A 26,154-nucleotide genomic window follows, 5' to 3' on the forward strand; every position below is an offset into this window, starting at 1 on the left:
GTTATTTCAGTTAATAAGACCTCATTTTTCCTCTTCAAAACATATAAAAACTGGCGCTATTCTGGTAGCATACCCGCTCAGCAATATCTTTAATAATTATCTTTGTACCCAAACTACTGGAAGATAGGCTGATGACACAATTAGAAGGATCCCACATCCTCTCGGTGAACCAATTTGATTTGGATACCCTCCACACCATTTTCTCTGTTGCCCAACGTATGCAACCCTATGCGTTAAGAGAAAGACGTACTCGAGTTCTTGACGGTGCGATCTTAGGTAACCTATTTTTTGAACCAAGCACTCGCACTCGAGTTAGTTTCTCAACAGCATTCAATCTACTTGGTGGTAATGTTGCTGAAACCGTTGGCTCAGGCACATCTTCACTTTCTAAAGGAGAGTCACTGTTTGATACTGCCAAAATGATGGCGACCTACTCGGATGTCATTGCCATGCGTCACCCAGAAAGCTTTTCTGTGCAGGATTTTTCTAAAGGCAGCTGTGTGCCTGTAATCAATGGCGGTGATGGTTCAAATGAGCATCCAACTCAAGCATTGCTTGATTTATTTACCATTGAAAAAGAGCTCAAAGGTAAACACAAAGACATCAATGGTATGAACATCGCTATGATGGGTGATTTAAAGTATGGTCGCACCGTACATTCACTTTCTAAACTTCTCAGCCTATATAATGACGTGACCTTCACCTTACTTTCTCCAACAGAGTTGCAAATGCCTCAACATGTGGTTGACCAAGTGGTTAATGCAGGGCATAAAGTCAACATCGTTGATAAAATTGAAGGCAACCTTGAAAACGCCGATATTTTGTATCAAACCCGAATTCAAGAAGAGCGTTTTCCATCTCAGGATGAAGCTAATAAGTATCGAGGACAATTTAGGCTGAACCAAAGAGTTTACGCTCAACATTGTCATCAGGATACGGTAATTTTACATCCATTGCCTCGTGATTCTCGCCCAGAAGCCAACGAGCTGAACGATGATCTAAATTCAAATCCAAACTTGGCGATTTTCCGTCAAGCTGATAATGGCCTGCTTATTCGCATGGCACTTTTTGCGCTTACGCTTGGTGTTGATTCTCAATTAGAGCAACATGAGCTACCAGTTAATTGGTATGTAAGAAAATAATAGACTTAATTAAGGAACCCCATATGACCCGTTCTGATACGCTGTTTGAACAGGCAAAACAGACCATCCCAGGTGGAGTAAACTCACCTGTTCGTGCTTTTAATGGCGTTGGCGGCACGCCACGTTTTATTGAAAAAGCCGATGGTGCTTATATTTATGATGCTGATGGCAATGCTTATATTGATTACGTCGGTTCATGGGGACCTATGATTTTAGGTCATAACCACCCTAAAATACGCCAAGCTGTTCTTGACGCTGTTGAAAACGGGTTATCTTTTGGTGCACCAACTGAACTTGAAATAACCATGGCTGAAAAAGTCACGTCTATGGTGCCTTCTATGGAACAAGTTCGTATGGTGAGCTCTGGTACAGAAGCGACCATGAGTGCAATTCGTTTAGCACGTGGCTTTACCAGCCGTGACAAAATTCTAAAATTCCAAGGCTGTTATCACGGTCATGCAGACTGTCTATTGGTTAACGCTGGCTCTGGCGCACTTACATTAGGTCAGCCAAGCTCTCCTGGCGTACCGGCTGATTTTGCTAAGCACACCCTAACGGCGATCTACAACGATTTAGATTCCGTAAAAGCCTTGTTTGAAGAATACCCTGAAGATATCGCTTGTATCATTCTTGAGCCAGTAGCGGGTAACATGAACTGCATTCCTCCTATTGATGGCTTCTTACAGGGGTTGCGTGATATTTGTGATCAATTCGGTGCACTGCTGATCATTGATGAAGTCATGACAGGGTTCCGTGTTGCTAAAGCAGGTGCTCAAGCTCACTATGGTGTTAAACCCGATCTAACTTGCCTTGGTAAAGTCATCGGCGGCGGTATGCCTGTCGGTGCGTTTGGTGGCCGCAAAGAAGTGATGCAGTACATTGCGCCTACTGGCCCTGTTTATCAAGCCGGTACTCTTTCGGGTAACCCAATTGCAATGGCTGCAGGCCTAGCACAAATGGAAGCCTTGGAAGAAGAAGGGCTTTATGAAGAGTTAGCTCGTAAAACCAAATATGTTGCCGAAGGGTTTAAAGCGTTAGCGGATAAACATGGCATCCCAATGACCATCAACTATGTTGGCGCTATGTTTGGTTTCTTCTTCACTGAAGATGAGAAAGTGACGACTTTCGAACAAGTCACTAAGTGCGACCTTGAACGCTTTAAAGCTTTCTATCATGGCATGTTAGAAGAAGGCGTTTATTTAGCACCAAGTGCTTATGAGGCAAGTTTCTTATCAGCAGCACATGATGATGAAATGCTTGAGAAAACGCTTAAAGCAGCGGATAAGGTGTTTGCTCAACTATAGTCCTTTATCAGTGTCTGCCTTATCAACAGGCAGACACATCCCTGCGCTTAGGAAAATATTCAAAAATCTTATTGAATCATGAAATCTTTTTCATAAATGATTTTGTAAAAGCGGTTTCAATTACACTATTACTTAATAACAACCTGTATTATTTTTTATTTAAAAATAATGAATTAAGACGTGAGTTATAACTCACTTTCTGTAATTGACTACTTGGAGCCGTCAATGCTCAACACTTTTCTAATTGCTTTATCAGTCATAGCGTTAATCACCATCATTTTTGAAGACATCACCAAAATAAACAAAGCTAAAACCACTCTATTTTTAGGCTGTTTTTCTTGGGTGTGTTTATTTGTTGCAGCAGGTTCGTCAAGCCACCAGCAAATTATCACTAAGGATTTGAATGAGAACTTACTTGAGATTGCCACCTTATGGCTATTTTTAATGTCTACCATGACCTTTGTCGCTTACTTGAATGCCAAAGGTATGATCCAGCTGATCGTTCAAAAAATCTTTCCCAGCCAAATATCTGTTCGCTTATTGATGATACAGGTATCTTTGTTTGCCTTAATCCTCTCAACATTTTGCGATAACGTCACGGCAACCTTGGTGACATTAGGTCTATTAAGTACCTTTAACCTGAGTTCTGAAGTGAAATTAAAAATGGCGGTGCTTGTGGTATTTGCTGTTAACTCAGGCGGAGTGGCTTTAATCACTGGCGATGTAACCACCTTAATGATCTTCCTAAGTGGTCATGTAAAAATGTCAGAGTTAGTCACCTTAATCATTCCTTCAGCCATTAGTGTTATCTTGCTGTCCTCAATGTTTTCATACAACTTAAAAGGAACCGTAAGTACCACCAAAGTTGAAAGTAACTACAACAGAATCGATGTCGCAATTACGATTTTATTCTTCAGTACCATCGTATTAACCATGCTATTAAATATTCTATTTGCCATTCCTCCTGTACTGACTTTTTTAACTGGCTTGTCGATCATGTTTTTGCTTGGCAGCTTGGCACGATCTAACCGAGAAGAAGTCAAGATATTGGAATACATCAGGCAGGTGGAGTTCGACACTTTACTTTTCTTCTTAGGTATTTTGCTGTTAGTGGGAATGCTAAAAGAAATTGGGGTACTCGATACCTTGGCACAAGTTTACAGCCAGCACAGTGCCAGTGTATCTAACTATATAGCAGGTACTTTCTCTGCTTTATTAGATAACGTGCCACTGACGGCAGCCTTGTTAAAAGCAGACCCAAACCTAACGACTCCAGAATGGTTAGGGCTAACTTATGGTGTCGGTGTTGGCGGGTCACTATTGGTGATAGGCAGTGCAGCAGGTGTTATCGCTATGAGTAAAGTGAAAGAACTGACTTTTGGTAGTTACCTCAAGTTCTTCCCTGCTTTACTCATTTGTTATAGTTTGGGGTATGGATTGACTTTGGTTGTCGGTCGGTATTTTTTTGGTTAAGCAGCAGGCACCGAAAACTTCTCACCATTAATCCCTAAGACGACATCTTGAGGGCGGATCTCTAAAATTTTCAATTTACCTTTTATGGTGTCGCCCTCTTTTAACTCTTTTCCGTCAACACTTAAACGGCGCTGTGATGGTGTAGTAGAATACAAGTGCGCGCTGATAGTAAACTGAGGTACTTGTAGTTGAACACCAGCTGGCAATTCCCCATATTTAGGTACCTGAGTATATTTATCTTTGGCATTCGCTTCTAATTTAGGATCATCCGAAAAAGGCTTATTGACCGCTCTTTCATGTTCAACCTGACTCAGTTCTTGTTTCAAGTTATTGATGACTTTATCTTGCTTATGCTGCTCATCTGTTTTTAATCCCACATCCGATGCCGCTAGCGCCACTTGTCGTTTTAACGCTTCCAAATCTAACGCCTGCGTATTATTAGGTTTCGCACCAAGCATTAGTTCTTTAGCGTGCTCCAAATCCGATTGGGTCTGTTCAGGCCCATATTCGCTCGCTAAAGGACTGTTTTTATCCAAAGGCTTACCTAAAATAATCGGTCTGGGTTCTGAAGTTGTCGAAGCCGTTTGAACAGCTTGTGATTGACTTGAGCTATTGGTTGAAGCTTGAGCGGATTGAGGGTTCTGAGCATTGCTAACTGGCTGGCTTGGTGCTTGATAAGACTGAGGAATAGGCAAAGCGACCTTCCCAGCAAGAGTAACTTGTGATGACACTGAGGGCTTAGCTTCAGTAGTGATAGGCTCTGCTTGTTTCGTTGTTTGATTAACAACATTAGGCTGCAATAACCACCATGCACCGATCGCACCTACGACAACAGCTGTGCCTAAGCCTAACCAGTGCCAAGGAAGCTGTCTATTCGAGTGCACAGATGCCAGTTGCCGTTGTGGAGAAATCGTAGGATCAAACGGCGCATTTTTTTGCTTACTTTTAGTCACCGCATCAAGCAAAATTGACATTTAATACAACTCCTTAGCCGCAGAAAGATCTGGCCCAGAATGCTCAGCAAACAAACTTAATAATACCAATGTTTGCTTGCCTGCAATACCGTCATCTAACAGCCCATTTTGCTTTTGAAAGTCTTTTAATGTTCGAATAAGCGGTGCATCAAAGTGCGTCATTTCCCTTGGTTTTTCGTGGTTATAATTGGCCAGTTGATTTTCAAGCCATTGGATTTGCTCAATTGGTGCATAGCGTGTAATCGTACTGTCAGGTGCTCCGACATTCTGCCAAAGTAGCTCAAACGTGCCATCGTAGTGAGTATCAAGCCAACTTTGCTGAATCCATAATTGCTGCTCACCAAGTTGAATTAATGCTCTATGATCATCCACAGCAACCAAAGCGCCATAAAAAGGACGACCACTTTCATCTTTCAGATAAAGTACCGCTGGATATCCCATTCTAAGTAGCGTTTTCCAGTCTCCTTGCTGTTGATAACAATTCAGCTGTTGTGCCTGTGCGGCTTGGCAACTAGTAAGGTTTTGATAGGGTGTTTTCCCCCACAGCCCAAGCAATACTGAAAACGCCGTTTTGATGTCACGACTTTGACCTATCGCCTGAGTCAATATTGGATTATCTACTTGCTCGCTACGCTCAGGAGTTTTAGCTACCCCAACTGACGGTTCAAAAACCTGTGGTGATTGGAAATGGTTAAACCCAACATACGCCACAGCAAAGCTTGCCACCAAAGCTCCGCCTATCAATAGTGGCCATTTGTATTTGGGAGCCGCAACTTCTTCTACTCCTAAGATCTCTTGAGCGGCTCTATTTACCATATGATGATCAAGCGGTACTTTAGATTGACCGTATCCCGCCATCAAGGTGCGCTCACATAGCAAATTGATCAATCTTGGAATACCACCAGAATGTTTATGTAGAGCTTTGATTGATTTTCGGGTAAATAGCGGCTCATAACGTCCAGCGACCTCTAAGCGGTGCTGAACGTATAACGCGACTTCATCTTCAGTTAGTGGCAATAAGTGATAGCGAGCCGTGATCCGCTGAGCCAACTGTCTAAGTTCTTGGCGTTTTAGTAACTGTTGTAATTCTGGCTGACCAATTAAAATCACTTGCAACAGTTTTTTTGTGTCTGTTTCTAAATTGGTGAGTAACCTTAACTGCTCCAATACTTCAGCTTTTAAATGCTGAGCTTCATCAATGATCATTAAGGTATTACGACCTTTTTCGTGATTCTCAAGTAAAAATTCACTGATGCGGTCAGTAAGCTGTTTCAAAGTAGGAGATTCTGGATAATCTATTTTCAGCTCATCACATAAGGTCGCCAGTAATTCCAGTTCAGTAAGCGCAGGATTCAGAATAAACGCAGTATCGGTATTGTCGGGCAGTTGCTTTAGTAAAGTGCGCGAGACAGTGGTTTTCCCCGTTCCGACTTCTCCTGTAAGCAACACAAATCCACCAGTATCACCAAGTCCATAACTCAAGTGGGCCAATGCTTCACGATGACGCTCACTCAAAAATAAATAGTCAGGATTTGGAGCGATTGAAAACGGAGTATCCTTTAAACCAAAAAACGCTTTATACATACCAATAAACTAAATAATCGACAAATATGGCAACAACTTACGGCTAAGTGCTTTTGTTGTCAAAGTTTTGTCTGATAAGCTTTAGATAGATATCGCTTAAAGTTGAAGAAGATTGTGAAAATATACCTTGTCGGGGGAGCCGTTAGAGACGCTCTTTTAGAGCTCCCCGTAAAAGATAAAGATTATATGGTGGTGGGCAGCACACCAGATGAAATGGTAAGCCTCGGCTATCAGCAAGTGGGAAAAGATTTTCCAGTATTTTTGCACCCCAAGACCCATTGTGAATATGCTCTTGCCCGAACTGAACGTAAAACAGGTATTGGCTATCGCGGCTTTAGCGTCGATGCTAGCCAGTCCGTAACACTTGAAGAAGATTTACTTCGACGAGATCTCACCATCAATGCCATTGCTGAAGACGAGCAAGGACAATTGTATGATCCTTACGGTGGTATTGATGATATCAAGAATAAAACTCTACGCCATGTATCTGAAGCCTTCGTTGAAGATCCGTTAAGAGTGTTACGTGTCGCGAGATTTGCCGCCCGTTTTTCACCTCTTGGTTTTTCAATCGCAGTAGAAACCATGGCATTAATGACAGAGCTTTCAGCATCCGGTGAATTACAAGCATTAAGTGCTGAGCGAGTTTGGCAAGAGCTGGAAGAAGTCTTGTCTTATCCTCAACCTCAAGTTTTTTTCCAAGTGCTAAAAGATTGCGGGGCACTTAAGGCTTTATTTCCAGAAATTGAGCAATTGTTTGGCGTACCACAGCCAGAAAAATGGCATCCTGAAATCGATACGGGTGTTCACACCTTAATGGTACTGGAACAAGCCGCACGCTTAACTGAAGACAAGCAAATCCGCTTTGCCGCCTTAGTTCATGATCTTGGCAAAGGTGTTACACCACAAGACAAATGGCCCAGCCATCATGGTCATGGACAGTTTGGTATGCCTTTGATCAAAAAAATGTGTGAACGCATAAGAGTCCCAAACAACTATAGAGACTTGGCGTTACTGGTCAGCGATTTACATCAAAATGTTCATAACGCTTTTGAGCTTAAGCCAGCAACAGTCCTGAAGTTTTTTAATAAAATGGACGCTTGGCGTAAACCTGAACGTGTATCGCAGATTCTTATTGCTTGTCATGCCGATATTCGAGGAAGAACGGGCTTTGAACAGCATGAATACACGCAAGCTAACTATTTAATTGAGTGCTTTAATGCAGCAAATAGTGTTGATATCCAAAATATCCTTGCTTCAGGGTTCAAAGGGGCTGCAATAAAGTCTGAGTTAGAGAAGCAAAGAACAGAGAGCATAGCAGAAATTAAAAAGCTGACTGCAGGCTGACAAAGCCACGAAAAATCCCTAATCAAAATTGAGACTAAGACCAGCTATGGCAACATATGGGCACTTTCCGTTCAGGAGCGCCCAAATAATGAAAAAATTACTCATAATCTCAGCATTAGGTTTAACTTGCTTGCTTTCTGGCTGTGTCAGCAATGCAGAATTACAAGCACACATCAATACAACAAACCAAAAACTCGATCAGCTCAGTTCACAAGTCAATGATATGAAATCTCAGCACGAGCAAATGATGAATAGCATCAAGCGAAATAAACAGGCCGCTGAACGTGCTAATGATCGCTTAAATAACCTTGCCAGAAACTATAGAAAATAGAAGTAGGAGTGGAATTTGATTTAGCTCGCTCTAAAAACAGAGCGAGCCTTACTTCGGTTAGCCAAGGAAGATCAGACCACACAATGCTGCACCGAGCAGTAATCGATATATCACAAATGGCTTCATGCCCATCTTACCAATCACTTTTAAAAAGTAATGAATACAAACATAAGCGGCGACAAAAGATACGATGGTACCAATAGTCAAAGCTTGAATATCAATCGCTTCGGGTGAAGAAACCAAATCTTTGGTCACTAAAATAGCCGCGCCAAGCCCTACTGGAATCGACATTAAAAACGAAAAACGTACCGCCGCTTCACGCGTTAAGCCTAAAAGTAACCCTGCTGTCATAGTAGCACCTGAGCGAGAGGTTCCCGGAATCAAAGCCAGCATTTGAGCAAAACCAATCAGTAAGGCCTTTTTCCAACCCGTTTGGTACTCATCAAGCTTGTGTTTTGAAACTTTATCCGCCCACCACAACAACAAGCCGAACACGATCGTAGTCGTAGCAATGGTTTCAATATTTCTGAAGTGAGTTTTGATAAAGTCCATACCCAAATAGCCAAAAATAACCGCAGGCAAAGTAGCCAATACAATCCACCAAGCCAATTTACTATCAGGCGTTTGTTTTCGAGTGACTAAACTGGTTGTCCATGCTTTAGCCATTTGCCAAATTTCTTGACGAAAGTAAATGACCATAGCCAATAACGACCCCGTGTTTACCGCAACATCGAATGATAAACCTTGATCTTGCCAGCCAAATAATGGTGCGGCTAAGACTAAATGCCCTGAGCTGGAAATAGGTAAGAATTCAGTCAATCCCTGAATGATCGCTAAAATAATGACGTGTAACGTATCCATCTGTTTTCCTAAAAAACTAAATCTAAAAAATTAATGTTACCAATCGAACTCAATGGGCTTTAAACACTGAGAAGACTTATCGTAAGCTTGCCAGAGGTTCGAGTAACTCTTATTAAGTTCGGGGTGAACAAGGTTTGGTGCAATTTCCGCTAACGGCCAAAGTACAAAAGCGTTAAAGGTGATTTCACTACGAGGCAAACGCACTGGCATCTGACAAACTAAATCATCAAATAAAAGCAAGTCTAAATCTAAGGTACGGGAGCTGAACTTTTTAGCATCATTAGCTCGACCATGATCATACTCAATTTGCTTAAGAATGCTCACAACTTCTTCAACGGTCATTGAGGTTTTAGCCCCTATCACCATATTAAGAAAGTCATCGCCACCAAAGCCTACGGCTTCACTTAGATAAACGGATGATAAACTAAAATCATCAAAATAGTGTTTAAGTGCTCTCAGCCCTAATCGAAAATATTTTTCTGGTTCGATATTACTACCAACACTGATGTATATCTGTGACACACCGTTACCTTAATCTTGTTGTTGGCGAGTGATTTCAACAGCCACATTTTGACAAGCTTTAACCGCTCCCGGTTTATTTACTGTTACTTTTACCCACGGAACATTAAATTCCGACATCAAACAATCAGCCACTAACTGGGCAACAGTTTCTATCAATTCAATGGGCTTTTCTGTTATTAACTCGATTAAACGATTAGATACAGTTTCGTAACAAAGTGCGTGTTTGTAATCATCATTTTGGGCGGCCTGAGCAATATTCCATTGCATCTCAAGATCAAGATATAAGCTCTGGTTAATTTGTTTTTCCCAATCATAAACACCAATAACGGTATCAACTTTTAATTGTTTAATGAGGACTTTATCCATCAAAGTAATTCCACGCTGTACAGGTCTGATAAGAGATTTAAAAAAATCAATATATAATTGGCAATTCAGAGTCGCATGTTGAACAAATGTACTGTTACACTAGGACTTCTTGGCGTTTTATATTTTGAAACCGGTCTTATATTTTTAGGCCGTAATTTGTAGGCGTGATAATACATTAACCTGAGTAAGGAAACCAACTTGAGCGAAATAGCATTAATCAGTGCCATGCTAATTGCAGCATATCTATTAGGCTCGATTTCCTCAGCGATTCTGGTATGTCGTCTGAAAGGATTACCAGATCCACGCACTCAAGGCTCTGGAAACCCCGGCGCCACTAATGTTCTTCGTGTTGGGGGAGCAAGTGCAGCGGCTTTGGTGTTGTTTTTTGATATGCTAAAAGGTGCACTACCCACCTACCTCAGTTACAAGCTCAATATCGATTCAGTATCATTAGGCTTTATTGCTATCTCGGCCTGTCTTGGCCATATTTTCCCTGTCTTTTTTGACTTTAAGGGTGGCAAAGGTGTCGCAACTGCATTTGGTGCAATGGCCCCTATTGGTGAAGGCTTAGCACTCTATTTAATGGGAACGTGGGTACTTGTGGTCATTATCGGACGATTTTCTTCCTTAGCGTCAATTGCTACCGCGATTATGGCTCCTATCTTAACCCATTATTTAGATGATCGATTTACCATTCCAGTGGCAATGCTTGGAATACTGATTGTCATTCGACATAAAGACAATATCTATCGCCTGTTCAGAGGTGAAGAACCTCGATTTACTCTAAGAAACAAATTAAAAAGAAAGCAATAATTGCTGTAAGCCTATATTCAGTTGAAAAGAGTTAGTTTGACAGAGTACTTTCAGTTTGTAATGAGTATTCAGTGTGGCAGAGCTCAATGTTAGATTTTCTGTACCACCTCTAGAGTGGACAGTTTTATCCGAACATGTCGAAGGTGGAGTAAGTTTAAAAAACGCCCCGAATGACAATCAGTCATTAACAAAACAATTCACGGCAGCTGGGCTGCAAATGTTTTCTCCCCATCAATTTACTCAAGAGTTTCCTGATGGAGTAAAGGACATTTTCGTAGTAAAGTTCTGCCCAGAGAGCAAACAGTGGTGTGAGTTTCATCAAGGAGAGAAAGAACCTTTCAAACCAACATCTCCAGATAGCCCGAGATTTCCTATCCTACAAGCTCTTAATGGCTTACATTCCTCTGAAGTACTTATTCACTCGGCTAACGGTGAACTAGAGCAATTAAAAACCGTACTGTGTAAAGGCGTTAATCTGTGTAGATTCACATCTCAGGAATTGTCCTTACCCATAGAAACAGAAGATGCTCACTTAGTACCGCGTTATCAACTATCGCAAACGCCATTACACTTAGCTGTCATTTTTAAAAAATTTCATACAACACAAGAGCTCCTGAGCGTTGGGGCACCTATTAATGTAGTAAATTCGGAAGGAAACACCCCTCTTCACGAGGCTGTCATTGAAGGCGATGAAGCTATTTTCATGGAATTACTCGCAAAAAATAAATCGCTGGTTTATACAGATAATGCATTGCTAGCAAAAAACAAGTTTGGCTTCCCCCCTCTTGGCTTATCTGTTCACCATCGAAGAACGACTATGACAAAGGCAATACTTGAACAAAACCCAGATTTAGCATTTACAGCAGTGAACGGTAATTTGATATTGGCTCAAGCCCTGATTGAAAGAGACATTGAACATATAGAGCTACTTATGGAGTTCGCGCAACGTAAAATGGAGCCAAATAAATTCAAGTCTTGGATTACTCATTCTCTATCACAGCTTCTTAATAGTAACTGTGACGTTAAAACAGCAATGGTTAAAAAGATTTTTGAGTATAAACCTGTGACACTTACAATTCAGAAAACCAATATGATGGTTAAGACTGAATTAAAAGGAAGAGAAGTTGTAAAATATCAACAAACAAATTTGCTTCTTATGGCAATCAATAGCCAAGAATTTGAAGTTGCAACGTTATTATTGGAACATTTTTTTGCAAAAGACAAAGCACTCCAAACTAAAGACTTAGAAGAGCCAATAGACATAGTTACTAGGCTAACTCAGGAAGATATGATCCAACAACCACATGCAGAAGACTTGCTTTTAAAACTAAAAGAAGTAAAAGAAACTTTGCAAAAAGCGGTCAACACATAAGAACTATAATGATGAATTTGCTATAAATTAGGGCAAAACCAAAGCCATTAACAAACAGCCTTGTAAGCCATTATTCAGTGCATTCAAGTTAGTTTAAGCGGGTGTTTCCGTCCTTCTAGAGTCTCCATTATGGCTATGACAGCGTCAGAAAGTACCCAAGCAGCTAAGCAATGGACATTGCAAGCAGTCGATTATGGCTCAGTTGTTGTTTTACAAAACCCAGTCGACAATGACCGATATCTAACTGAACAATTTACTCAAATAGGGCAACTAAAAGATTGTCCACATTCCGCAACGGTTAACTGTTCAGATGGAAAATCATGGACTTTCTCTTTTCATTGGTGTGCAACAAGTAAGCAATGGCTAGAGTTCCATCAAGGTCAATCAGCATCACCTGACCAAACTCCACATGATTGTATGGCATATACTGTTTTGCACATTCTTAATGGTCGCTATGACATAAATTTGTTTCTTGCTGCTACAAAAGGAGATACCACTGAAACTAGAAGGCTGTTAGGGTTAGGTTTTAATCTTTGTGTTACAAGCACTCACCCTCTATCTGAAATAAAAGCGTTAGACACAAAACAACAGGGAACAGAACATCTACCTGAAGGCACTGAACTCTCATCAGCCGAATCAAAGCGTGGGCAAACAGCATTACATATAGCTGTGATTTGTGATCAACTAAACGTAGTAGAAGAGTTACTTGAGTCAGGCTCACCTATTAACACCGTCAATGACGCGGGAAACACGCCGCTTCATGAGGCGGCTATCAATGGCAGTGAATCTATATTTGAACTCTTACTCCACAAAGCTGAACAAACTGGTGTACAAATTGATGCTGTGAACGCTTCGGGAAACACACTGCTTCATGAAGCCGTTATTCATGGCAGAGAAAGAGTATTTGTACTCTTACTCCAAGATGCCCAAAAAGCTGGCTCTGAATCTAGCTTGCTTAAAGCTAAAAATGCATCCGGCTACACTCCTTTTCACTTATCCGTTTTAAATCAAAGAACGAACATAGGGAAAATAATTATAAGCACTAACCATTATGATTTAAAACTTGAAGATGAAAGTGATAGTACCTTGCTGGGGTATGCTCTTGTCCAAAAAAGCACTGATTACCTAGACTTTCTCATTGAAGAAGCCCAAAAGAGTATGGAGCCAGCGGCTTATACACTCTGGCTAATGACTTCACTTAAGCAATTAATAAAAAGTGACTGTGATGAAAAGATAAGGATGCTTGGCGCTGTATTAGGCAATGAAGCGGTTAATATTGGAAAGGACAACGTGAATTTACTATTTACTTTGGCTGTAGAAGAGAGTGAATTTGGCGCAGCCATGTTACTACTCAAGCTTTGGCCACAAAAGAACCAAGATATCCCCCAAGATGAGCAGAAAATAGAGTTTCTCATTGAAGAAACCCAAAAGAGTATGGAGCCAGCGGCTTATACACTCTGGCTAATGACTTTACTTAAGCAATTAATAAAAAATGACTGCGATGAAAAAAGACGGATTCTGGATGAAGTATTAGGAAATAAAACAGTTAATATTAACAAGGACGACTTGAAGTTACTGTTTACATTGGCTATTGATGAAAGTGAATTTGACGCAGCCATGTCACTACTCAAGCTTTGGGCACAAAAAAGCCAAGATGTCCCCCAAGAGGAGCAGGAAAAACAGTTCTCCGAATTTCTTAAAAAACTTGAACCTCACCTTTCTTCCGATAACTTAGCCCAAAGATTACAAGCAGGAGAGCTGCATTCTGAAATACTAGAACAGCTAAAACAATATAACCCTGTAGAGTGAAACCACAGATGATGGGATTCGCTTTTGGCTTTTGCTCAAGTAAGCGTTTCCCACTCTATAAAATACATTCGTTTATAATGCCTTGAGATAAAATGAGGCTTTATAATTTTTCTAATGTATCCAACGGCCAACGTGGCTGACCTTTGACTTCTAGCCCTTCAGTTTGTCCTGCCACTAAACGCTGCGTGCCCGCATAAGCAATCATTGCACCGTTGTCAGTACAAAACTCAGAGCGAGGATAAGACACCTCACCGTTTAAGCTTGTCATTAATTCGGTAAGCCCTTCGCGTAATCTTGTATTTGCACTCACACCACCCGCAATCACCAAGCGTTTACGACCTGTTTGTTTAAGCGCTCGTTTACATTTGATCATTAGCGTATCAACCACCGCTTCTTCGAACGCTCTAGCAATATTGGCGCGAGTTTGTTCATCGTCAGGCTCTGCTGAAATAGTATTCGCGGCAAAGGTTTTAAGACCAGAAAAACTGAAATCTAACCCTGGGCGATCGGTCATAGGGCGCGGGAATTTATATTTAGCAGGTTCACCACTAGCAGCAAGTTTGGCTAAGCGAGGACCGCCGGGATAATCCAGCCCCATTAACTTAGCGGTTTTATCAAACGCTTCACCTGCTGCATCATCAATCGACTCACCCAGCACTTCGTACTCACCAATACCTTTTACATCCACTAGCATGGTATGACCGCCAGAAACCAACAATGCAACAAACGGAAACTCAGGTGGCGTTTCTTCAAGCATAGGTGCCAGTAAGTGTCCTTCCATATGATGCACACCAATGGCAGGAATACCTAACGAAAACGCAAGCGATCGTCCAACACAAGCGCCCACTAATACCGCACCAATCAAGCCTGGGCCTTTGGTATAAGCAATACCATCGAGGTCGCTCATGGCTAAATCAGCATCAGCAAGTGCTTTACGAATAAGAGGAATGATCTTTCGGACATGATCACGCGATGCTAATTCAGGTACCACACCACCATAATCAGCATGCAGTTTTACTTGGCTATATAATGTATGAGATAACAACCCAGCATTTGAATCATAAACAGCAATGCCTGTCTCATCACAGGACGTCTCAATACCTAAAACTCGCATTTCATCTACACTTAATGACTACAAAGGCGAACAATTCTACCTTTAGATACTGATTTGCTCCAGTAAATCGAAACATCAATGTCACGATCGAAAAAAGATCTCGCGATCGTTAAGGTTTTGGGGTTTACAAAGTCGACATTCTGGGTGTAGAATTCCGAACCATTTTTTAATCAACCTTGATTGATTACGGCTTTTAGCTGTTTTCTTTCAATACAACTTACACCTAAGGGGTGATGGCGTATGCCAATCGTTAAAGTACGTGAAAATGAACCATTCGACGTAGCTCTTCGTCGTTTTAAGCGCTCTTGTGAAAAAGCTGGTATTCTAGCTGACGTTCGTGCTCGTGAATTCTACGAGAAGCCAACTACTGCACGTAAGCGTGCAAAAGCTGCTGCTGTAAAGCGTCTTGCTAAGAAGCTTTCTCGCGAAAACGCTCGTCGCGTACGTTTATACTAATCCGTTATGAGCCTAGTAGATCAGCTTAAAGACCATATGAAGCAAGCCATGATTGCCAAAGAAAAGGCAAGACTTGGTACGATTCGTATGGCATTAGCCGCCATCAAACAAGTTGAAGTGGATACCCGCGAAAGCTTGACTGATGATCAGGTAATAGCTGTGCTAACCAAAATGGTGAAGCAACGTCGCGATTCAGTCACTCAATACGAGCAAGCTGGACGTAGCGAACTGGCCGAAGTGGAACTGGCAGAAATTTCTGTATTAGAAACCTTCTTACCAACTCCATTAACTACTGAAGAAGTTGACGCAATTATTGCTGAAACCATTCAAGCAGTTGGCGCTTCATCCATGGCGGACATGGGCAAAGTAATGGGAGCGTTAAAAGGTAAACTTCAAGGTCGCGCTGATATGAGTGCTGCTGGTGCTCAAGTTAGAGCCCAATTGAAGTAAACCGCAGAAGCCTTCTTTTGGTGGCTTCTAAATAACGTTACGACAAGCCGTGCACCTGCGCGGCTTGTTTGTTTAAGCCTCGACCAGAGGCAAAACCAGCAAAGAGTGAGACTATGCCAATACCACGCGATTTCATCAATGAGTTAGTTGCTCGAACTGATATCGTCGAACTGGTCAACAGTAAAGTACCACTTAAAAAAGCGGGTAAGAATTACTCGGCCTGCTGCCCTTTCCATAGCGAAAAAACACCTTCTTTCACCGTCAGTCAAGACAAACAATTTTATCATTGTTTTGGTTGCGGCGCTCACGGCAATGCCATTGACTTTGTCATGGAATACGACCGCTTAGAGTTTGTCGATGCCATAGAAGATTTAGCCGGACAGCTTGGGCTTGAAATACCAAAAGAGCAAGGTCGAGGACCAAAGGTTGACCATGCTCTGAGTAAAGATCTCTACCAATTAATGGAAGAAGCCTGTAACTTTTATCAGGCACAGCTTCGCCAACATTCAGATAAAGAAAAAGCACAAAATTATCTTGAATATCGAGGTCTATCTTCTGACGTTGTAGAACGGTTTAATATTGGCTTTGCGCCAGACGGTTGGGATAATTTGCTCAGTCGTTACCGAGACAACCAAGGATTACAAGAAAAACTGCTTACCGCAGGAATGTTAATCGCCAACGATAACGGTAAACGTTATGACCGTTTTCGAGACAGACTCATGTTTCCTATCCGCGATCGTCGCGGACGAGTCATCGGCTTTGGCGGTCGAGTTTTTGGTGAAGGTACACCAAAATACTTAAACTCACCGGAAACCCCAATTTTCCATAAAGGCAATGAGTTATATGGTCTTTATGAATTAAAATTAAAACACCGGAACCCACATAGAGCCTTAATTGTCGAAGGTTATATGGACGTAGTTGCCCTTGCACAATATGGGGTCGATTACGCTGTCGCTTCTTTAGGAACGTCAACCACAGCAGAGCAATTACAGTTATTACAAAGAAGCGCCCGAGAAGTGGTATGCTGCTACGATGGCGATAGAGCAGGAAAAGAAGCCGCTTGGCGAGCCCTAGAAACGGCTTTGCCACTACTTAAGCCGGGTGACAAGCTTAAGTTCATGTTTTTAGAACAAGGTGAAGACCCAGACTCAACCGTAAGAAACATCGGTAAAGAAGCCTTCGAACAACACATAGACCAAGCCAAACCACTCGAAACTTTTTTATTTGAAAAATTAACTGAAGAAGCAGATGGTGATAAAAGCACGCTTGTAAAGCAAGCCATTGCTCTTATAGAAAAAGTTAAAGATGAAATTTTACAAAACTTATTGCTGGAAAATTTAGCCCATAAACTTGGGCTTAATAGCAGCGATGAGCTTAAAAAGAAATTTGGCTTTAATTCGCAAGCTGCGAAAGCCAATCCATTGGGTGCTAAAGGTTTAAAAGGCAGAGGAACACCATTAAGACTCGCCATAAGCCTGATCATACAACACCCAGATGTTGGTAATAATTTACCAGCACAACCAGCCTTACAACATCTTTCGATGCCCGGACTGGATTTATTGATCCAATTATTGGATCTGACTCGTAATACTCAGATGACATCTGCCCAACTGCTTGAGCATTTTCGTCAGCAACCTCAATTCGAGACGGTCAAAAAGTTGTCTACCTGGGAACATCAAGTCGCTACTGACAAACTCAAGCATGAATTTAAAAAATCGCTTGTCTGGTTAAGTAACCAATATCTCGAACAGCGATATCAAGAACTCAGCTTGAAACAAAGCCACACCAAGGAAGAAAGGATACAGCTTCAAAAGCTGATCTCCATAATGAAGGGGATAAACAAGTAAATTCTTGTTCATACCTCTAGCACAAGGTAGTGCGTAAGGTTATAATTGACGCTTTGCGTTGAATACAGCATCGCTGAACAATTCAACGCTTCGCCTCGTAAACTGTTTACTCAAACTTGGATGATATCTATGGATCATACTCCACAGTCGCAACTCAAATTGTTACTTGCAAAAGGTAAAGAACAAGGTTACCTGACTTATGCAGAAGTGAACGACCACTTACCTGCAGATATGGTCGATTCTGATCAAATTGAAGATATTATCCAGATGATCAATGACATGGGTATTCGCGTGTTTGAAGAAGCACCGGATGCCGATGAAATAATGATGTCTGAAGACAGTACCGATGAAGATGCAGCAGAAGAAGCCGCTGCAGCTCTAGCGACTGTTGAAAGTGAAATTGGCCGTACTACTGACCCAGTTCGTATGTATATGCGTGAAATGGGTACAGTTGAACTATTGACCCGTGAAGGCGAAATTGTCATCGCCAAGCGAATTGAAGAAGGGATCAATACCGTTCAAGGTTCGGTAGCCGAATACCCACAAGCGATCGCCATGATCCTTGAGCAGTTCGATAAATACGAAGCCGAAGAAATTCGCCTATCAGACATAATCTCTGGATTTGTAAACCCTGACGAAGATGACGTCGCTCCAACCGCTACTCACGTTGGTTCAGAATTGACTGACGAACAACTGGACGATGAGGACGACGATGAAGACGAAGAAGATGATGCAAACAAAGGTCCAGATCCTGAAGAGGCCAAAGAGCGCTTCACGGAACTGAGAAAACTGTTTGATATTGGTCAAGCGACTATTGCCGAAAAAGGCCGTGATCATCACTTGTCTGTAAAATGCTTATTTGAACTAGGTGAACTGTTCAAAGAGTTCCGTCTTGTTCCTAAGCAGTTCGATGCACTAGTAAAAAGCATGCGCAGCATGATGGACAGAGTTCGTGTTCAAGAACGTCTGATCATGAAGCTATGTATCGAACAAGCTAAACTGCCAAAGAAAAACTTTATCAAAGTATTTGGTGGTAACGAAGCATCAACAGAATGGTTTTTGACTGAGTTAAATTCAGGAAAAACCTATTCAGAAGGTCTTAAAAAAGTTGAAGAAGACGTACTTCGCTGCATCAGTAAATTGGTTGCCGTTGAAGAAGAAACAGGTCTCGCCATCTCGGCAATAAAAGACATCAACCGTCGCATGTCTATCGGTGAAGCGAAAGCTCGCCGTGCGAAAAAAGAAATGGTTGAAGCTAACCTGCGTCTTGTAATTTCGATTGCGAAAAAGTACACCAACCGTGGTCTACAATTCTTGGATCTTATTCAAGAAGGTAACATCGGTCTGATGAAAGCGGTAGATAAGTTTGAATACCGCCGTGGTTATAAGTTCTCGACTTACGCTACATGGTGGATCCGTCAGGCTATCACTCGCTCGATTGCAGATCAGGCACGTACCATTCGTATTCCGGTACACATGATCGAAACCATTAACAAGCTGAACCGTATTTCGCGTCAAATGCTTCAAGAAATGGGTCGTGAACCATCGCCGGAAGAACTCGCTGAACGCATGCAGATGCCTGAAGATAAGATCCGTAAGGTACTAAAAATTGCTAAAGAGCCAATCTCCATGGAAACCCCAATCGGTGATGATGAAGATTCGCACTTAGGTGATTTCATCGAGGACACCACCCTCGAGCTACCACTGGACAGCGCAACAGGCGAGAGCTTGAAAAATGCCACTCACGAAGTACTTGCAGGCTTAACAGCAAGAGAAGCTAAAGTACTGCGTATGCGTTTTGGTATCGACATGAACACCGACCATACACTAGAAGAAGTGGGCAAACAGTTTGACGTTACCCGTGAGCGTATTCGTCAGATTGAAGCCAAAGCACTGCGTAAGCTACGCCATCCTTCTCGTTCAGAGATTTTGAAATCATTCTTAGATGAATAATCAATAATCTTACTTATGAAGTAACTCTCTAAAAGCCCTGATCCAATCAGGGCTTTTTCATTGGTGTTTATAAAAAATGCCGTTTAATATACTGCTACTTCCACTTTAGTGACTCGAATATGCAATTTAATAACTTAGTTCATGAAGAACTTCTCATTGCTTCACTTTCAGAAACATGGAAAGCTCGTTTCGAAAAAGCAATTCAATTAATGCATCAAGATTTATCTAAGCCTCTTTATTGGCCAGATATCGCTAAGCAGTGTGCCTCTTCTCCTACCCATTTCCATTCAATATTCAAAGCCGTAATGGGAGAGCCACCAGCCTCATATCACAGGCGCTTACGTCTAAAACAAGTTCTACTTGAACTCTACTTTGCCAAAGAAAAAACGATTACTAACATCGCATTAGATGCAGGTTTCTCAACCGTTCAATCCTTAGCAAAAATCTTAAAAAAGCACTTTGGAAAAACAGCAAAAGAGATCCGCCAAGAAGACATTACTGAAAATTACGAAATTTTGAGGAAAAAAGTAGAGCACGTAGTCGATGACACCTCTTCTGAACAAGCACTTAGCCAAACGATAGATTTTTCAATATCCGTGATCGATAAACAATTCTATAAACTAAAAAACTCTAGTGATTATCGATTTCAGAGCATAATCGCGAGTTGGGACAACTTCGCACCAAAGGACTCAGAAATTGCTGTTACCGTCACCCCAATTAACAATGATAACTTCGAATTTATTTATAAATTAGGCTATGAAACCACAGAAACTGAAGCTAATCACTGTATTCCTCATCAACAATACCTAACTTGCCATGTAAAAGTTAAAGATACATCGACTTATATTGCGTGCTGGGAAGCACTCTATAAAGAAGCTTTCGACAAAAGTTACGAAATTGATGAAGATGCTGAAGCCGTGGAGTTTATCCATAATCCCAGAGCAACTCTATCCTTACATTCAAATCTCACTCTAATGCTTCCAATTAAGAAGATGGCATAAACCACTTTTCTGAATAAAGGCTAACCAGTTGATTCTGTTTGCTGAATTTCTCATCAGTTCATAGATGACAAGCGCGTACAAAGTTCGTATACTTCTTTTCGCTTTGGTAGTATTCATTACCACTTAAAAATGGCCCCTTAGCTCAGCTGGTTAGAGCACTCGACTCATAATCGATAGGTCCACAGTTCAAGTCTGTGAGGGGCCACCATTTCTCAACCTAAGCAGCTGAAAAATAACAAAAAACTTAAAATCATTCCGTTTCTGTTCCACCGCTGTTCCACTTATAAGTTAGTTTTCATCCCCTGAATCACCATTATTTTGTTTATTTTTTCGTTGCTCTATTTTGGCTTTCTCAACATTTTTAAACGCTGGGGGTGGTATTGGGAAGATTGAAATTAAAGGAAAAATAGCAAGAACTAAAAAAGCGGCTTTCGGCATACCTTTCGCCCATTTTACAATTTTGAATAATCCCCAAAGGCCAATGCTGCAAAGTAACACTACAGCAAACAAGTGAAAGGCCGTTAGCTCTGTAAACCTTGAAATCAATTCATCCATATCCGCACCTATAATTCCATTATAAAAATATAGGTGGGGATAATTTATGCTAATTCAACTTTAATTTAACAAACTCAGACTGTGTGTGGCTCAAGGTCAATTACTGTTAAATCAAGATTATGACCACTCACATTGATATCTTCATGAGGCTTTTGGCCTTCTTGCTTTGTTAAATACTTTGGCATGCCTTTTTGAAGCTTAATTAACTCATAGCTTCCGTCTCTGTACAGAATTTTGAGAATGGCATTTTCAGACGAGATAATAACTCGAGCATTCTTGTGAGTATGGTAATCAATCACTCCTCGGCGACAAAGGCGAGTTTTCCATACTTTCACATCGGGTTGGTCAATGATTTGGTCTTTTTTAGTAGCGCAAGAGGCTTTGCAAAATGCAAAGCCAGAGTAGCTAGAAAGCAATATGACAAAGAGTGTAGACGAGAGTTTCATAGCCAGTTTACCTAATAACAAACTTGGCTATGACCTTAACGCAAACTGAGCCTCAATCTCGCAAGATTAAGGCAATTTAATCTACATAAAAGCTTGTAAACCCGTTTGTCCTCTTCCCAATATTAGAGCGTGAATGTCATGGGTGCCTTCATAGGTATTCACCGACTCCAAATTCATGACGTGGCGTATCACATGAAATTCATCGGCAATACCATTACCACCATGCATATCACGAGCAATGCGAGCAATATCTAACGCTTTTCCGCAAGAGTTTCGTTTAATGAGCGATATGGCTTCAACGGGAAGTGAGCCTTGGTCCATCAATCGCCCTGCTTGTAAGCAAGAGAATAAGCCTGTGGTGATTTCCGTTTGCATATCAGCCAGCTTCTTTTGGAATAATTGTGTTGCGGCAATAGGTTTATCAAATTGAGTTCTATCTAAACCATATTGTCTTGCGGCGTGCCAACAGAATTCAGCCGCGCCAAGCGCGCCCCATGCAATGCCATAACGCGCTTTGTTTAAACAACCAAATGGACCTTTTAATCCCGAGATTTCAGGGAAAATAGCATCCTCCCCCACTTCAACGTTATCCATTACGATTTCTCCCGTAATGGAAGCTCTTAGTGAGAACTTTCCTTCAATCGTTGGCGTTGATAACCCTTTCATGCCCCTTTCGAGAACAAAGCCTCGAATATCGCCATTAAGCTTTGCCCAAACAACAAATACGTCTGCTATAGGCGAGTTGGTAATCCACATTTTGCTACCTGTTAAGCGATAACCCCCCTCAATTTTCTCGGCTCTGGTCTTCATCCCCGCAGGATCCGAACCCGCATCAGGTTCAGTTAAACCAAAGCAGCCCACCCACTCACCAGTAGCCAACTTGGGTAAATATTTTTGCTTTTGTGCTTCGGTTCCGTATGCATGAATAGGATGCATGACTAATGAAGACTGAACACTCATGGCACTGCGATAACCACTATCTACACGCTCAACTTCTCTGGCAATCAAGCCATAGCTTACATAGTTAGCATTAGCACAGCCATATTGCTCAGGTAGAGTCACCCCCAACAAGCCCAGCTCTCCTAGCTCGTTCATGATTTCACGATCAAAACGCTCTTCACGGTTTGCGGTTAATACACGACTCATTAACTTATCTTGAGCGTATTCATGAACCATATCTCGGATCATTCGTTCTTCATCAGTGAGTAAGCTATTAAGATTCAATGGATCTTGCCAGTTAAAATGAGGGCGGCTCATTGGTGTGTCCTTCTATTCGTTGTTATCACTTTCGCGGTTTCAAGCATACGAAAGTTAAACAAATTTGGGAATGCTCAGGCTTTGATCAATCTATGTAGCTTGTACTTAATCGTTTCCAAATTGTATTTTTTTCAAAAGGCAATTTGTCAATTTAAACTTCACCAATCAATGAAAGATTAATGAAGAAACATTAACTGGCAGAAAATCACTAATTTTGATTACATAAATACAACACTTCAAAACCAAAGTTAGTATTATGGCCACTGACGTAAAGCCGATATCCAAAGTAAATATAATTGATCGTGTGTGCAACTTTAATCCAAGCAATGGTTCTTTGGAGGATTTCAGTGAAACAGCCCTTCCTGCTATAAAAGCACAATTAAACTTGAAATATTCTGATTGGCAAACAATCAAGCTGAAATTAAAGTGCACTGGTGAGGGTTTCTCTCAGGAAAAGAGTTTTTTAGTAAAAGTGTTACCCGCAGACGGTGTTGGGGATTTAAAACCAATCACCCATTTTCACAATCCAATAAACGTAAAAGTTGAATCAGGGGATATGTTATCTAGAAAATGGAAAGCGGCAGCTAAAGCAATTGAGCAGCAATATAATGTATTAGTAGTGACTCAAGCTAAAATTGCAAGATTAACAGGTGATTTGGATTCTTTGGCTATTCCTATACCTACAGCACCATATCAATCAGAGGAACAACAAAAAACGACGGATGAATTCTTCAAACAGTATAAAGAAAAAGGCAAAAGCAAGGTTTTAGATCTAACAAGCGTATAATCAGTTTCTACCTCAGCTCGAGGTCAATAGAGATAGTAAGTTTTAGGTTACTCACCAAAATCAAAACTCTGATTAGTATCGGCTTGCTGCTTTTCTTGGCGTAGTTGAGCTTTATAGGCTTGATATTGAGCGTAACGGTAACGTCGTTTGCGTTGTTTACATAGGCGAATGATGTCGATTTTTTTGGCATCGTCGAACTGCTGCCAGTGAAAGCGTTCATCTCGGCTTCTAAAACAGCCTTTACAATAGCCGCGATTATCTGACTGGCAAACATTAATACATGGGCTGGGGACATCAAAAAACTCTAACTGTTCCATCTGTCCCCTCCCTTATCAAAGATGCTTAGCCTCTGCAGTTTGGTGTACGAGGTACATCATCACTTTCTTGCCACTCTTGTTGAGTATAAGTGTGAATGGATAATGCGTGAATTTCTGATTCGAGCTCTTCTGCTAACACTTGGTTAACTAGGCGGTGTCGACCGATCAATCTCTTGCCATCAAATTCATCACTAACTACAACAACTTTAAAGTGGCTTTCTGAGCCAGGAGGCACATTGTGACGGTTGCTTTCATTCAACACATCGATGTAATGAGGAGTAAAGGCCTGTGTTAATTTTTCGGTAATTTTTGCTGCTACAGGCCCTATCGGTTTCTGGGGCATAGTTTCTACTCGCATAAACAATATGCAAGCAGATTAAAGCTTGATATGACAAAGATCAACCTAGGGTAGATAACCTTAGAGCAGGATCGAGTTCTTCAAATTTCTCAGTGAGCTTTTCGATACTGAGATCTGAAGGCAATCGCATCTGAATATTGGCTTGATATACTGAGTCTCCGACCAGAGCAACGGGGGCTCTAAAAAAGCTAAATTGCTCAACATCCAAATCCAGCCCTTGCATCAATTCATGGATATCTTTTGTTAATCCCGCCCTGTCGACACAGTGCACGGTTACTGAAATGGGATCACTAAAAATGGTGGCTTCTATTTTAGGGGCTGAGTATTCAAAGCGCAGTTCCGAAAAGCGTCGTGACATGGCTTGTTTAAACTCGGCTAGTTGAGTTTCCTCAATCACGATTAAAAATAACGCGGTGAAGTGATCGGCAAGTGTTATCACTTTACTGGTTTGCCAATGTCCGCCCAACTCTCGTGTTTCTTGTGCAAGTTCAGTTACAACATTACTGCCGCCAAGACCGCTTACCGTACTTATCACACTGACTTTCATCGTATATTCTCCTTTTGCTTGCTTTCTTTATCTCATAAAGCAAACAGAAACGATGTGATAAAGCACAAATTTTTAGAGGGCGATCCCAATTAGATTTTTGATTTGCTGCTGTTATTTTTTAGGTTAAACAAGGCGGAAAGTGTGAGGTGTAGTTAATCTACATAAACATTTGACAACGAAGTTTAAACAAAAAAGGAACGCAGCCCTCTGGGTTACGCCTAAAATTTGTAAACTCTGTGTTACTTCAGTTTTCGTTTAGTTCACTAAACTTCAATCTTCGTGCCTTGATTTTGCAAATTTTAGGCAGTAACAAATCAAAAATCTTTAATTGAGAGCGCCCTCTAATGGTAGTCAGAAATGATTTGTCTAAAAGTAAAGTTAATTCTTGGCTCAGTCACTTTTAACCGTTTCGGTAATGCATGCAGCCAGTCTGACTGAGTACTTGCTGGCATGATCAGTAAATCACCACATTCAAGGGAAATGGTGTATTTTTGATGAGTCGTTTTATGTTTTAACACAAAATCACGACTTGCCCCAATACTTACTGAAGCGATGTCACTGCCAACTACAATTTCTGGCTCATCATCACTATGCCACCCCATATGCTCATGTCCGTTAGCATAATGATTGATTAATACTCCATTAAAGTTTTGAGAAAACTGAGTGTTGAGTTGCTCTTTCAATCGAGCAACGTAATGAAACCAAGGTTGTGCGGTTATTAACTTCTTTGAGTACAAGTAATCACAACCGTCATCAGCAAGCCATACTTGGCTGCGTGGAATGGTATGCACCTTTCCAAAAACTTCAATTTGCGGGGAAGAAAAAGGATAGCGTTCAGCTTCAGCTAACAATAATTGCCGCTGTTTATTTGTAAGGTAACGTCGAACAATTTTGACTGGAAGCTCAGAGCCTTCAAGCGCTAGAGATTGTTGCACAAAATCCAAATATTAAATATGTGTTAGGCGGATCATACCAAATCCATCATAAGAACCCCAAATACATACCAACTGACCATAACTAATGAAGCGATAAATAAAAGCGCCAACCCTTGAGACTTTTTGTTTTTCATAAAAATCATACACCTACTATCTAAATTTACTTTAAGTATAGTTAGCGGTTCAGAAACTTATTTAATTTCAGCCACATTCTTTGAGATAATACTTTTCTGTTC

General features: G+C 41.2%; 27 protein-coding genes and 1 tRNA gene. 15 read left to right on the forward strand and 13 right to left on the reverse strand.

What is annotated here, in order from left to right; all coding sequences use genetic code 11:
* Positions 1–131: 131 nt before the first annotated feature.
* The 3 genes from E2H97_RS14105 to nhaD all read left to right on the forward strand — a co-directional run bounded on the left by E2H97_RS14105 (position 132) and on the right by nhaD (position 3,919).
* Positions 132–1,142 carry an aspartate carbamoyltransferase gene (locus E2H97_RS14105; RefSeq protein WP_133407726.1) on the forward strand — a complete coding sequence of 337 codons (1,011 nt, stop codon included), beginning with the start codon at positions 132–134 and terminating at the stop codon, positions 1,140–1,142.
* Positions 1,143–1,165: 23 nt separating this feature from the next.
* Complete coding sequence (gene hemL, locus E2H97_RS14110) at positions 1,166–2,446, forward strand: glutamate-1-semialdehyde 2,1-aminomutase (protein WP_133407727.1); 1,281 nt, start codon at positions 1,166–1,168, stop codon at positions 2,444–2,446.
* A 225-nt stretch (positions 2,447–2,671) separates the two neighbouring features.
* Positions 2,672–3,919 carry a sodium:proton antiporter NhaD gene (gene nhaD / locus E2H97_RS14115; RefSeq protein WP_133407728.1) on the forward strand — a complete coding sequence of 416 codons (1,248 nt, stop codon included), beginning with the start codon at positions 2,672–2,674 and terminating at the stop codon, positions 3,917–3,919.
* Here the strand turns inward: nhaD and E2H97_RS14120 are convergent.
* Complete coding sequence (locus E2H97_RS14120; RefSeq protein WP_133407729.1) at positions 3,916–4,893, reverse strand: general secretion pathway protein GspB; 978 nt, start codon at positions 4,891–4,893, stop codon at positions 3,916–3,918. The genes nhaD and E2H97_RS14120 overlap by 4 nt on opposite strands.
* The gene (locus E2H97_RS14125) at positions 4,894–6,477 is read right to left on the reverse strand and encodes an AAA family ATPase (protein ID WP_133407730.1); all 1,584 of its coding nucleotides are present in this window, start codon (positions 6,475–6,477) and stop codon (positions 4,894–4,896) included. It abuts the gene before it with no gap.
* A 114-nt stretch (positions 6,478–6,591) separates the two neighbouring features.
* Between E2H97_RS14125 and E2H97_RS14130 the strand changes: the two genes are divergently transcribed.
* Positions 6,592–7,821 carry a multifunctional CCA addition/repair protein gene (locus E2H97_RS14130; protein ID WP_133407731.1) on the forward strand — a complete coding sequence of 410 codons (1,230 nt, stop codon included), beginning with the start codon at positions 6,592–6,594 and terminating at the stop codon, positions 7,819–7,821.
* Positions 7,822–7,909: 88 nt separating this feature from the next.
* On the forward strand, positions 7,910–8,152 hold the full coding sequence (locus tag E2H97_RS14135) for an LPP leucine zipper domain-containing protein (protein WP_170308314.1): 243 nt from the start codon (positions 7,910–7,912) through the stop codon (positions 8,150–8,152).
* A gap of 57 nt (positions 8,153–8,209) precedes the next feature.
* Here the strand turns inward: E2H97_RS14135 and E2H97_RS14140 are convergent, their stop codons facing one another.
* From E2H97_RS14140 to folB, 3 genes are read right to left on the reverse strand one after another with little or no spacing between them, the layout of a single operon-like run.
* Complete coding sequence (locus E2H97_RS14140) at positions 8,210–9,013, reverse strand: undecaprenyl-diphosphate phosphatase (protein ID WP_133407733.1); 804 nt, start codon at positions 9,011–9,013, stop codon at positions 8,210–8,212.
* 36 nt (positions 9,014–9,049) lie between these two features.
* Positions 9,050–9,535, reverse strand: coding sequence for a 2-amino-4-hydroxy-6-hydroxymethyldihydropteridine diphosphokinase (gene folK, locus E2H97_RS14145; protein WP_133407734.1), 486 nt, complete (start codon positions 9,533–9,535; stop codon positions 9,050–9,052).
* Positions 9,536–9,544: 9 nt separating this feature from the next.
* Entirely contained in the window at positions 9,545–9,901 is a 357-nt protein-coding gene (gene folB / locus E2H97_RS14150) for a dihydroneopterin aldolase (RefSeq protein ID WP_133407735.1), read from the reverse strand.
* 198 nt (positions 9,902–10,099) lie between these two features.
* Here folB and plsY point away from each other — a divergent pair, with 198 nt between their 5' ends.
* From plsY to E2H97_RS14165, 3 genes are all read left to right on the forward strand, one after another.
* Positions 10,100–10,714, forward strand: coding sequence for a glycerol-3-phosphate 1-O-acyltransferase PlsY (gene plsY, locus E2H97_RS14155; RefSeq protein WP_425466792.1), 615 nt, complete (start codon positions 10,100–10,102; stop codon positions 10,712–10,714).
* 73 nt (positions 10,715–10,787) lie between these two features.
* Positions 10,788–12,086 carry an ankyrin repeat domain-containing protein gene (locus E2H97_RS14160; RefSeq protein WP_133407736.1) on the forward strand — a complete coding sequence of 433 codons (1,299 nt, stop codon included), beginning with the start codon at positions 10,788–10,790 and terminating at the stop codon, positions 12,084–12,086.
* A 129-nt stretch (positions 12,087–12,215) separates the two neighbouring features.
* Complete coding sequence (locus E2H97_RS14165; RefSeq protein WP_133407737.1) at positions 12,216–13,895, forward strand: ankyrin repeat domain-containing protein; 1,680 nt, start codon at positions 12,216–12,218, stop codon at positions 13,893–13,895.
* A gap of 100 nt (positions 13,896–13,995) precedes the next feature.
* Here the strand turns inward: E2H97_RS14165 and tsaD are convergent, their stop codons facing one another.
* Positions 13,996–15,009, reverse strand: a complete 1,014-nt coding sequence (gene tsaD, locus E2H97_RS14170) for a tRNA (adenosine(37)-N6)-threonylcarbamoyltransferase complex transferase subunit TsaD (protein ID WP_133407738.1) — start codon at positions 15,007–15,009, stop codon at positions 13,996–13,998.
* Positions 15,010–15,249: 240 nt separating this feature from the next.
* Between tsaD and rpsU the strand changes: the two genes are divergently transcribed.
* The 6 genes from rpsU to E2H97_RS14200 all read left to right on the forward strand — a co-directional run bounded on the left by rpsU (position 15,250) and on the right by E2H97_RS14200 (position 20,924).
* Complete coding sequence (gene rpsU, locus E2H97_RS14175; RefSeq protein ID WP_011758943.1) at positions 15,250–15,465, forward strand: 30S ribosomal protein S21; 216 nt, start codon at positions 15,250–15,252, stop codon at positions 15,463–15,465.
* Positions 15,466–15,471: 6 nt separating this feature from the next.
* Positions 15,472–15,915: a GatB/YqeY domain-containing protein gene (locus E2H97_RS14180; protein WP_133407739.1), complete on the forward strand. Its 444-nt coding sequence runs from the start codon at positions 15,472–15,474 to the stop codon at positions 15,913–15,915.
* 113 nt (positions 15,916–16,028) lie between these two features.
* Complete coding sequence (gene dnaG / locus E2H97_RS14185; RefSeq protein ID WP_133407740.1) at positions 16,029–17,762, forward strand: DNA primase; 1,734 nt, start codon at positions 16,029–16,031, stop codon at positions 17,760–17,762.
* 129 nt (positions 17,763–17,891) lie between these two features.
* Positions 17,892–19,715 carry an RNA polymerase sigma factor RpoD gene (gene rpoD, locus E2H97_RS14190; RefSeq protein WP_133407741.1) on the forward strand — a complete coding sequence of 608 codons (1,824 nt, stop codon included), beginning with the start codon at positions 17,892–17,894 and terminating at the stop codon, positions 19,713–19,715.
* Positions 19,716–19,834: 119 nt separating this feature from the next.
* Positions 19,835–20,716 carry an AraC family transcriptional regulator gene (locus E2H97_RS14195; protein WP_133407742.1) on the forward strand — a complete coding sequence of 294 codons (882 nt, stop codon included), beginning with the start codon at positions 19,835–19,837 and terminating at the stop codon, positions 20,714–20,716.
* 131 nt (positions 20,717–20,847) lie between these two features.
* A tRNA-Ile gene (locus E2H97_RS14200) sits at positions 20,848–20,924 on the forward strand.
* 80 nt (positions 20,925–21,004) lie between these two features.
* On the opposite strand, the gene E2H97_RS14205 is transcribed toward E2H97_RS14200, so the two are convergent.
* From E2H97_RS14205 to E2H97_RS14215, 3 genes are all read right to left on the reverse strand, one after another.
* On the reverse strand, positions 21,005–21,271 hold the full coding sequence (locus tag E2H97_RS14205) for a hypothetical protein (protein ID WP_246029005.1): 267 nt from the start codon (positions 21,269–21,271) through the stop codon (positions 21,005–21,007).
* A 74-nt stretch (positions 21,272–21,345) separates the two neighbouring features.
* The gene (locus tag E2H97_RS14210; protein WP_133407743.1) at positions 21,346–21,717 is read right to left on the reverse strand and encodes a hypothetical protein; all 372 of its coding nucleotides are present in this window, start codon (positions 21,715–21,717) and stop codon (positions 21,346–21,348) included.
* Between the two features lie 81 nt (positions 21,718–21,798).
* The gene (locus tag E2H97_RS14215) at positions 21,799–22,974 is read right to left on the reverse strand and encodes an acyl-CoA dehydrogenase (protein ID WP_133407744.1); all 1,176 of its coding nucleotides are present in this window, start codon (positions 22,972–22,974) and stop codon (positions 21,799–21,801) included.
* Positions 22,975–23,230: 256 nt separating this feature from the next.
* Here E2H97_RS14215 and E2H97_RS14220 point away from each other — a divergent pair, with 256 nt between their 5' ends.
* Positions 23,231–23,761, forward strand: coding sequence for a hypothetical protein (locus E2H97_RS14220; RefSeq protein ID WP_133407745.1), 531 nt, complete (start codon positions 23,231–23,233; stop codon positions 23,759–23,761).
* 47 nt (positions 23,762–23,808) lie between these two features.
* Here the strand turns inward: E2H97_RS14220 and E2H97_RS14225 are convergent, their stop codons facing one another.
* The 4 genes from E2H97_RS14225 to E2H97_RS14240 all read right to left on the reverse strand — a co-directional run bounded on the left by E2H97_RS14225 (position 23,809) and on the right by E2H97_RS14240 (position 25,918).
* Positions 23,809–24,078: a DUF1289 domain-containing protein gene (locus tag E2H97_RS14225; RefSeq protein ID WP_133407746.1), complete on the reverse strand. Its 270-nt coding sequence runs from the start codon at positions 24,076–24,078 to the stop codon at positions 23,809–23,811.
* Between the two features lie 25 nt (positions 24,079–24,103).
* A complete protein-coding gene (locus E2H97_RS14230; RefSeq protein WP_246029006.1) occupies positions 24,104–24,436 on the reverse strand; it encodes a BolA family protein in 333 nt (110 codons plus the stop codon).
* A gap of 40 nt (positions 24,437–24,476) precedes the next feature.
* Positions 24,477–24,983, reverse strand: a complete 507-nt coding sequence (locus tag E2H97_RS14235) for an ACT domain-containing protein (RefSeq protein ID WP_133407748.1) — start codon at positions 24,981–24,983, stop codon at positions 24,477–24,479.
* A 341-nt stretch (positions 24,984–25,324) separates the two neighbouring features.
* A complete protein-coding gene (locus E2H97_RS14240) occupies positions 25,325–25,918 on the reverse strand; it encodes an alpha-ketoglutarate-dependent dioxygenase AlkB family protein (protein ID WP_246029007.1) in 594 nt (197 codons plus the stop codon).
* Positions 25,919–26,154: the final 236 nt, after the last annotated feature.

The organism is Parashewanella tropica (genome assembly GCF_004358445.1).
Classification (GTDB): Bacteria; Pseudomonadota; Gammaproteobacteria; order Enterobacterales; family Shewanellaceae; genus Parashewanella; species Parashewanella tropica.

Excerpts from the sequence above, each read along its gene's own strand:
- E2H97_RS14105 (WP_133407726.1), top strand. The coding sequence starts at position 132 with ATGACACAATTAGAAGGATCCCACATCCTCTCGGTGAACCAATTTGAT.
- hemL (WP_133407727.1), top strand. The coding sequence starts at position 1,166 with ATGACCCGTTCTGATACGCTGTTTGAACAGGCAAAACAGACCATCCCA.
- nhaD (WP_133407728.1), top strand. The coding sequence starts at position 2,672 with ATGCTCAACACTTTTCTAATTGCTTTATCAGTCATAGCGTTAATCACC.
- E2H97_RS14120 (WP_133407729.1), bottom strand. The coding sequence starts at position 4,893 with ATGTCAATTTTGCTTGATGCGGTGACTAAAAGTAAGCAAAAAAATGCG.
- E2H97_RS14125 (WP_133407730.1), bottom strand. The coding sequence starts at position 6,477 with ATGTATAAAGCGTTTTTTGGTTTAAAGGATACTCCGTTTTCAATCGCT.
- E2H97_RS14135 (WP_170308314.1), top strand. The coding sequence starts at position 7,910 with ATGAAAAAATTACTCATAATCTCAGCATTAGGTTTAACTTGCTTGCTT.
- E2H97_RS14140 (WP_133407733.1), bottom strand. The coding sequence starts at position 9,013 with ATGGATACGTTACACGTCATTATTTTAGCGATCATTCAGGGATTGACT.
- folB (WP_133407735.1), bottom strand. The coding sequence starts at position 9,901 with ATGGATAAAGTCCTCATTAAACAATTAAAAGTTGATACCGTTATTGGT.
- E2H97_RS14165 (WP_133407737.1), top strand. The coding sequence starts at position 12,216 with ATGGCTATGACAGCGTCAGAAAGTACCCAAGCAGCTAAGCAATGGACA.
- tsaD (WP_133407738.1), bottom strand. The coding sequence starts at position 15,009 with ATGCGAGTTTTAGGTATTGAGACGTCCTGTGATGAGACAGGCATTGCT.
- rpsU (WP_011758943.1), top strand. The coding sequence starts at position 15,250 with ATGCCAATCGTTAAAGTACGTGAAAATGAACCATTCGACGTAGCTCTT.
- E2H97_RS14180 (WP_133407739.1), top strand. The coding sequence starts at position 15,472 with ATGAGCCTAGTAGATCAGCTTAAAGACCATATGAAGCAAGCCATGATT.
- dnaG (WP_133407740.1), top strand. The coding sequence starts at position 16,029 with ATGCCAATACCACGCGATTTCATCAATGAGTTAGTTGCTCGAACTGAT.
- rpoD (WP_133407741.1), top strand. The coding sequence starts at position 17,892 with ATGGATCATACTCCACAGTCGCAACTCAAATTGTTACTTGCAAAAGGT.
- E2H97_RS14195 (WP_133407742.1), top strand. The coding sequence starts at position 19,835 with ATGCAATTTAATAACTTAGTTCATGAAGAACTTCTCATTGCTTCACTT.
- E2H97_RS14205 (WP_246029005.1), bottom strand. The coding sequence starts at position 21,271 with ATGGATGAATTGATTTCAAGGTTTACAGAGCTAACGGCCTTTCACTTG.
- E2H97_RS14210 (WP_133407743.1), bottom strand. The coding sequence starts at position 21,717 with ATGAAACTCTCGTCTACACTCTTTGTCATATTGCTTTCTAGCTACTCT.
- E2H97_RS14215 (WP_133407744.1), bottom strand. The coding sequence starts at position 22,974 with ATGAGCCGCCCTCATTTTAACTGGCAAGATCCATTGAATCTTAATAGC.
- E2H97_RS14220 (WP_133407745.1), top strand. The coding sequence starts at position 23,231 with ATGGCCACTGACGTAAAGCCGATATCCAAAGTAAATATAATTGATCGT.
- E2H97_RS14225 (WP_133407746.1), bottom strand. The coding sequence starts at position 24,078 with ATGGAACAGTTAGAGTTTTTTGATGTCCCCAGCCCATGTATTAATGTT.
- E2H97_RS14230 (WP_246029006.1), bottom strand. The coding sequence starts at position 24,436 with ATGCGAGTAGAAACTATGCCCCAGAAACCGATAGGGCCTGTAGCAGCA.
- E2H97_RS14235 (WP_133407748.1), bottom strand. The coding sequence starts at position 24,983 with ATGAAAGTCAGTGTGATAAGTACGGTAAGCGGTCTTGGCGGCAGTAAT.